This window comes from Dyadobacter sp. SRI_021, assembly GCF_057586235.1.
Window position 1 is genome coordinate 180379 of sequence record NZ_JBYCZM010000012.1, and the last position, 7425, is coordinate 187803.

Genomic DNA, 7425 nt, shown 5'->3' on the forward strand with positions numbered 1-7425 from the left:
GAGAGCTGGTGTGGGTTGATTAAAAGGACAAAGTTGCGCCGATCGTCCAGGTACGTGCCTGCGGATACTGCGCGTAATCGACATTCAGCTGATTGTACAATCCTGCTGCCTTGTCTCCGCCTACATACCCCAGCTCGGGGTTCAGACCGGTGTATTTGGTCAGCGTAAACACGTTCTGTCCGGTAACGTAAATCCTTGCCTGGGTCAATTTCACTTTCTCGATCACAGTTTTAGGGATGGTGTAGCCTAATGTGAAGTTTTTCAGACGGAAGAAATCCCCTTTCTCGATAAAGAGATCTGAAGGACGGAAGTTGCGGTTCGGGTTGTCGATACTCAGGCGCGGCACGGTGTTGCTGGTACCGGCGCCATTCCAGCGCTCGCCAGCCTCTTGATACAAATTGAACGAATAGCTCGCGTCCAGGCCCTGCATACGGTCGGCGTTGAAGATCGAAACGCCGCCAACACCTACGAAGAACAGGTTAAAATCAAATCCTTTGTAGTTCAACCCCGCATTCAAACCATAGTTGATTTTCGGCTGAGGGCTTCCGATGATGGTCCGGTCCTTGTCGTCAACAATGCCGTCGCCGTTCAAATCCAGGAAGCGGACATCGCCCGGGTGAATCTGTCCATTGGTTTTGCGCGAATCGTTGGCAATGTTAGGGTCGCCATCGATTTCAGCCTGGCTTTGGTAGAGGCCGTTGGTTTTATAGCCGTAGAACGTACCATAAGGATTGTTCTCATACGTACGCACGATCTCCTGCTGGCCGCGGCCGTACAGCTGCGAAGCGAGGAAGCCGCCCGGGGTGGCGAGTTTTGTAATGCGGTTTTTAATCAATGTTGCGTTACCACTCAGATTCAGGGTCAGATCGCCGAATGAATGACGGTATGACGCCTCGATTTCCACACCCTTGTTGCGCAGCTGACCGATATTCTGGTCAGGAATAATAGAAGTACCAATCGTTCCGATAGACGGCGGCGCCAGCAGCATTTTCTTGGTATCCTTGATGAAATAATTGACTGACAAATACAATGCATTCTTCCAAAGCCCCGCTTCCACACCGAAATTGCTCATTTCGGCCGTTTCCCAACCTATTTGCAGGTTCGCCAGACGGCTTTGCGCGGCACCCGAGACCGGGTTTTGTGTGCCGCCTGCACCCAATGCATAGCGGTACGACGAGTTGATCAGGGCCAGATATTGCAATGAATTTACATTCTGGTTACCCAGCTGGCCCCAGCCGCCCGTCAGCTTGAAGTTACTGAACACCGGCAATGCATTCTTGAAAAAATCTTCTTCCGACAATCTCCATCCCAACGAGAATGCCGGGAAATAGCCCCAACGGTTGCCAGGCGCGAATTTGGAAGAACCATCTGCACGGAATGTGGCCGTTAGCAGGTAGCGATCCATGAGCGAGTAATTGGCACGACCGAACCACGAAGCCAGCGCGTCGTAGCTGCGGTTACCGTCTTCTCCCGCCACCGATACGATTGTTCCCGCATATTGCAGGTAGCGCAGCGTAGGGTCCTCGCTCGCAAAATCGCGGCCGCGTTGCTTGGATGAAATGCTGTTGAACGTCTGAGAAGTGTAACCACCGACAAGGTTCAGGCTGTGCGCACCGACTTTCTTGTCATACGAAAGGAAATACTCCTGCAAAAATGACCAGTATTTGCCATGCGTCAGGTCCAACTGATTGTAAGAATTGGTACGGAACTGGTCGTTGATTTTTACGTCGAAATTTGTGCTTTCCGAAAATGTCGCATCCATAGCCAGGTTGGCGCGCAGTTTCAGGTCTTTCAACAGTTCCAGCTCGCCGGTGAGGCTACCCAGAATGCGGTTGCGGATATTATTCTGATCCTGCGTATCGACCGTGAAAATGGGGTTGTTAATATCCCCGAACGCTCCTATGCCCTTGGTTGAACTGTAAGAACCATCGGCATTGCGGATCGGGAGGCCCGGATGAAAACGAATGGCGCTCCAAAGCAAACCGGTTTGCGAGGAAGTCGTATTCGGCGCCGTATTATGCGTGTTCGTGAATTGCAGGTTCTGCCCTATTTTCAGCCTCGAACCGATCTTGTGATCCGAGTTGACGCGGAATGTATACCGTTTGTAATAGGACTTGCCGATAATACCTTTTTCATTATAATAACCACCCGAAATCGAGAATGACGAATACTTGCCGCCCCCGCGGATCGCTGCGTCGTAATTTTGGGTAACCCCTTGCTTGAGCAATGCATCCTGCCAGTTGGTTTTCTGGGTTTGGTACTGGGCATCTTCCCAAATCGGTGGCACGGGTAAGCCGTCGTTCTTATAAGCTTCGCGTTTCAGCGCCGCCAGGTCGGGCGCTTCCAGCATATCAAGGGTTTTAATGCGGTTGCTGATACCCGCATAGGCATTCAATGTTACACTAATCGGCTTATCGAAAGTGCCACGCTTGGTAGTGATGATCACTACGCCGTTTGCCGCACGTGTTCCGTAAATAGCGGATGCAGATGCATCTTTCAGGATTTCAATGGACTCGATATCGTTCGGGTTCACGTCGTTCATAGAACCGGCAGGAACGCCGTCGATCACCACCAGCGGGTCGGCATTGTTCACTGTTCCGAAACCACGGATCTGGATCGTACCTGCATCGCCCGGTGCACCGCCGTTACGGATCACGTTCACACCCGCCGCACGACCCTGTAACGCCTGCTGCGCCCCTCCCGATGGGAGATTCTGAAAATCAGAACCTTTTACAGAAGATACCGCACCCGTTACATCCTTCTTTTCCTGCGTTCCGTACCCAACTACCACCACTTCTTTCAACGCGCTCACATCGGGAGCCATCGTGATGTTGATGACGGAGTTGTTGGCTACCACCGCATCCTGGCTGACATACCCGATGAAGGAAAAGCGGAGTGTGGCGCCATTATCCGGCACATTGAGTTGGTACTGACCGTTCTGATCAGATGTGGTGCCTTGCTGGCTGCCTACAATGAGAATATTCACGCCCGGCAAGCCGTCGCCTTTCTCGTCCACTACCTTCCCGGTAATCGTCCGATCGGCTATGATGCCCGCTGTTCTGGCGCTAAAGGGCGCTGCGCTTTGCGGGTCGTTCTTTTTTCTGAGTAATATCCTTGAATTACCCACCACCTCGTAAGAAACATTGAGGGGCGTGAGCAGCTGGTCGAGTACACGGTTCAGCGAACCCTGAAGTTGCTTTGCCGCCACTGTACTCCTGCCCTGGATACTGCCCGAGCTGTATACGAATTTGACGTCGGCCTGTTTTTCAATTTGACGCAATACCTGCCTGATTTCCAACGATTCGACTTTTAGCGAAATCTCCTTATTCAGCAACTCCTGGCTATAAACGCCGTGTGCCATCGATATTCCGCAGCATATCAAAGCAAGCAAAAGTTGTTTAGCGCTAGTACTCATGACTTTGTAAACAACCCTTTTGTAGGGTATTTTTTTATGCATAATTTTAAAGGTTTTTGTGAACTGAACAACTCAAAAACAAACAGTATCCTTCTGCCAGGAAGGGTATTCAAAACGGCCGGACATGTTAGCGCATGGCCGGCATTTTATAAAACTTACTTTCTTTCATTCCTTAATTGCCGCACCCTTCACCCGAAATAAACAGCGAAGCACCGCGGCGCTCATATTCTGCATTCACGGCCTTACAGATCAGGTCGAGCTGATCGAACATCGGTAGTTCGTTAAGGTCGCCCGTGAAGAGGCAATTCCTCAGGACGTCGCCCTCGACGACAATATCAATTCCGTAGGTCTTTTCCAGCAATGCCAGCACCTCCATTGCAGGTATTTCGGCAAACTCAAACCGCGTGCCGGTCTCGGCCGGTTTGACGGCCACCGGATTCTTCACAATGCCCAGTTCCATTTTCCGCGATTCTTTATCGAATATCACCTTCTGGTTAGGCGTCAGTATGAAGCCGTTCTTGCTGGCCGTCTTACTGCCGGAATTTTCATAAACGGAAACACGTCCGGTAGCCACCTGCACCTCGATCGAGCCGGCTCCATCGTAAGACTTCACATTGAAACTCGTCCCCAGAACCTGTGTAGCCAGATTTTCCGTCGAAACGATAAACGGCTTGGTCACATCTCTTTTTACTTGAAAAAAGGCCTCACCGTGCAGGTAGACTGTTCTTTTCCGTTCTCCGAAATGCTCGGGATAGCTGATCCGGCTGTTGGGTTGCAGAATTACCACGCTTCCATCCTCCAAAGTGAGCCGCTGGGGCTTGTGCGAGGTATTGCTTACGGCAAAACCTTCGCTATCATCGTTCCAGGCCCAGATTGAACTCAATACCGGGAAATAAGCAGCCCGTTTGGGGGCATTGTACCAGAATACGCCTGCCAGCAACGCCACCGACGCGGCAGCGGCGGCCCACCAGCCTATTTTTACGGACTTTCTCGTCGTATTGGCCAGAAGCTTCTGCCGGATGCGCTGGCCGATCTCGTCTTTTTCAGCCAGCAGCACCTCGGAGTCCTGCACGGGATTCTCTTGCAGGTATTGCTCCACCCGCAAGTCCTCTTCCGCCGTGGTTTCCCCGGCTATATATCTTTGTATCAGTTGGTCGTAGCTTTCAGGTGTCATTTACGGAGGCGTGTATAGGTTTTAGTTGCTGGAATAATACATCCAGAGATTTTCTCTCAATGCTTTCAATGATTTGGTTATATGGTATTCCACCGCTTTTTCAGAGATATGGAGCTCCTCGGCAATGTCTTTTACCGGACGATTTTCAAACCGGCTCAACTGGAACACCCGGCTGGTCTTCTCGGGAAGCTTACGCATCACTTCGTCCACCGCACGCGAAAGGTCCGAGAACTGCACGATGTCGTCGGTTGAATAGGTCTCCTGGATTTTATTGAGGATCAGGTACTCCTGATATCGCCGCCAGGTAATCTGTGACTTGATAAAATTCGTGACCCGGTATTTCATTGCTATCACCAGGTACGTTGCCAGGTTCCGGATTTCGGTATCCGACCGCTTGTTCCACAGGCTTTCGAATATATCGTGCACCAGTTCTTCCGACTCCTCCTTCGATCCCACCTGATGATAGGAAATGCAGAACAGTTTGTACCAGTAACGATCGTAGATCTCCTCGAAAGCACGCTTGTTGCCTTCGCGGAGCTGTGTTACCAGCTGTTCGTCGGTTAGAATTTTAGTCATCAGGGTGCTCCTTTACTCGGATCTGTATGTATAGTCAAACAACTTCCGTCAATCCCTAAAACGGTTTATCATTTTTTTGAGAAAAATTATTTCAGCAGAAATTGCCGGAACTCCGAATCGATCTGAAATTCGGTCACGCCATAGGCCAGCATACGCTCGCAATCTTTTTTTGCGTCGGCCATCATGTCGGCCGATTTGCGGTAATGGTATTTGTTAATTGCCGCTATCACGCGGATGTTATGCTCCTGCGCCCAGGCGACGTCCTCGCGCGTGAGGCTGGCCGGCCTTTCGAACAGGTAATAATGATCCGGCCGGTAGCCGGGCTTTTGCATATTTCCTTCCAATTGCTTCCGGGAACAGCTAAGCCGTACCTTTCCTGTAAAAAATTCGGTGGATTCGTCGGTTCCGATCATGATCGCTGTTTCGCGAAGATGGAAGCGGTCCAGCAAGGCGACCAGCCCGGAGAAGAGGACAGAGTCCAGTCCGGCGATCTTGTTATCGAGCATGACAGCCATTTTATTTTCGGCGCAAAACCTGAATACATCTTCGAGGAGCATTGGGTGGTTACCATCCAGCTTGCTGGCCAGTGTGCGGGCATCCGTCCATTTTGTCTCCGTTACCTTGCGTGGATCGCCATAAAACCGTTTGAAATCAGCATCGTGGTTGGCGATCAAAACACCGTCGGCCGTTAGGCGCATATCCGTTTCGACCATCTTGTAGCCCTGTCGGGCGGCTTCCTTCAATGCCGGCAGCCCATTTTCCGTAAACGTGCTATCCACCACCCCACCCCGGTGGGCGATCAAACGGACCGTCGTATCCTGGGCATATACGTGGGCAGAGTACCTGAATGGAACAAAGGCGAGAATTAGCGAAAAGAGTTGCTTCATGGGAGATCTTGTTGAGATTGCAAAGGTATCACCGGACGAGCTTCCGAAAACACCCTTAACAATAACATAAAGTCCGCAAAAACGGGCTAATCGGCATGTGATTTACCGATTGATAATTCGGTTCAGCCTCTCATTCAACAAGTTTGGGAAGGTCAATTTTAGGTGGTTGATTTGTAACAGTCAGCCTGACCTGCTATACACATCACAGGCTGTTACACACACCTACTCGTGAAGCACTATGCACATACTTAATTTTTGTACTACTGGTTTTCATAAATAATAAAGGGCCTTCCGGCCCTTTATTATTTATGAAAACCAGTAAAGTCAGAAATTAAATCAAAGTCTCTGCCATTTGGAGGAAAATCGCTCTTTTGTAGTATTCGGGGTCATACTTAACGAGTACTTGCGTGCCTTTGCGGAGAGAGTCATATTTGGCAAAAGGAAGAACCTCCCGCATCTCCGTTACAAAATCATTACCAGCCTTTGGTTTTACCTGCACCTGCACCTGAAACTCGGGCAGATTGTTGAGGTATTCGCCCGTCGGCCGGATGGCCAGAACGGTAGCGTTCGCCTGAACGCCTTGTTTGAGAATCTTCTTCTTTCTCTCTTCTGCGATCCGCCTGCGGATAGACGATAAAGTCCAAAAAGCTACCATGCAGACAAGAATAAGTGTAGCGCCGATTTCCCTGTTATTAAATTCCACAGCTAAATTTTAGTTAAGAGTGTGATGCCCAAAAATAATGGAATAACTCTAAAAAAAGTACTATTTCATTTATTCAACGGTCGATCTTGTGATCAAAAGGCAAAAGTCATTCATTTGAGCCAAGTATTTCATGGTAAAAAGCAATTCCCGTAAGGCGGTTCCGCTCCCGGGCGAAGTAGGACGAAGGGTTGCTTTAACATGATTTTTTTTATAAAATTTATTAAAATAATTACTAATATCATAATGGCACGATTTTCCTGCGTCCTAAAACCAATTGATCAACATCTTATTCACCATGTCCATGGAAATCAAATCCAACCACTCAACCGGAAACCGCCCGGAGGGCGACCGTATCCTGGATGCACCATATGTATTCAGCGATATTCCTGCCTACCTTGAACAGCTTAGATCAGAAAAATCATGGGCGAAAAATGATCGGAACGCCATTACCGTCTACAAATCAGACAAAATCACGATCGTGATCGCGATACTCAAATCGGGCGCGATCGTTAATGACCATTCGATTGACGAATGGCTCACATTCCAGGTATTGGCCGGAGAATTGAAAGTTGAAACCGAAGGACGGGTATTTTACACCACAGCCGGTCAGATGATGTCCTTCCATGCTCATCTGCCCCATTCGATCAAGGCGATGGCGGATTCTGAAATA

The 7425-nt window shown here is 49.6% G+C and carries 6 protein-coding genes; 1 reads left to right on the forward strand and 5 read right to left on the reverse strand.

Annotated elements, in window-relative coordinates; translation table 11 throughout:
- Positions 1–19: 19 nt before the first annotated feature.
- The 5 genes from AC2YIT_RS27845 to AC2YIT_RS27865 all read right to left on the reverse strand — a co-directional run bounded on the left by AC2YIT_RS27845 (position 20) and on the right by AC2YIT_RS27865 (position 6755).
- On the reverse strand, positions 20–3457 hold the full coding sequence (locus AC2YIT_RS27845) for a TonB-dependent receptor (protein WP_487281360.1): 3438 nt from the start codon (positions 3455–3457) through the stop codon (positions 20–22).
- Positions 3458–3587: 130 nt separating this feature from the next.
- Positions 3588–4589, reverse strand: a complete 1002-nt coding sequence (locus AC2YIT_RS27850) for a FecR family protein (RefSeq protein WP_487281361.1) — start codon at positions 4587–4589, stop codon at positions 3588–3590.
- Positions 4590–4610: 21 nt separating this feature from the next.
- The gene (locus tag AC2YIT_RS27855) at positions 4611–5165 is read right to left on the reverse strand and encodes an RNA polymerase sigma factor (RefSeq protein WP_430845979.1); all 555 of its coding nucleotides are present in this window, start codon (positions 5163–5165) and stop codon (positions 4611–4613) included.
- A gap of 86 nt (positions 5166–5251) precedes the next feature.
- Complete coding sequence (locus AC2YIT_RS27860; RefSeq protein ID WP_430845978.1) at positions 5252–6052, reverse strand: glycerophosphodiester phosphodiesterase; 801 nt, start codon at positions 6050–6052, stop codon at positions 5252–5254.
- Positions 6053–6383: 331 nt separating this feature from the next.
- Complete coding sequence (locus tag AC2YIT_RS27865) at positions 6384–6755, reverse strand: hypothetical protein (RefSeq protein ID WP_430845977.1); 372 nt, start codon at positions 6753–6755, stop codon at positions 6384–6386.
- 274 nt (positions 6756–7029) lie between these two features.
- Here AC2YIT_RS27865 and AC2YIT_RS27870 point away from each other — a divergent pair.
- The coding region (locus AC2YIT_RS27870) for a cupin domain-containing protein (protein WP_487281362.1) at positions 7030–7425 on the forward strand (396 nt) is incomplete at its 3' end.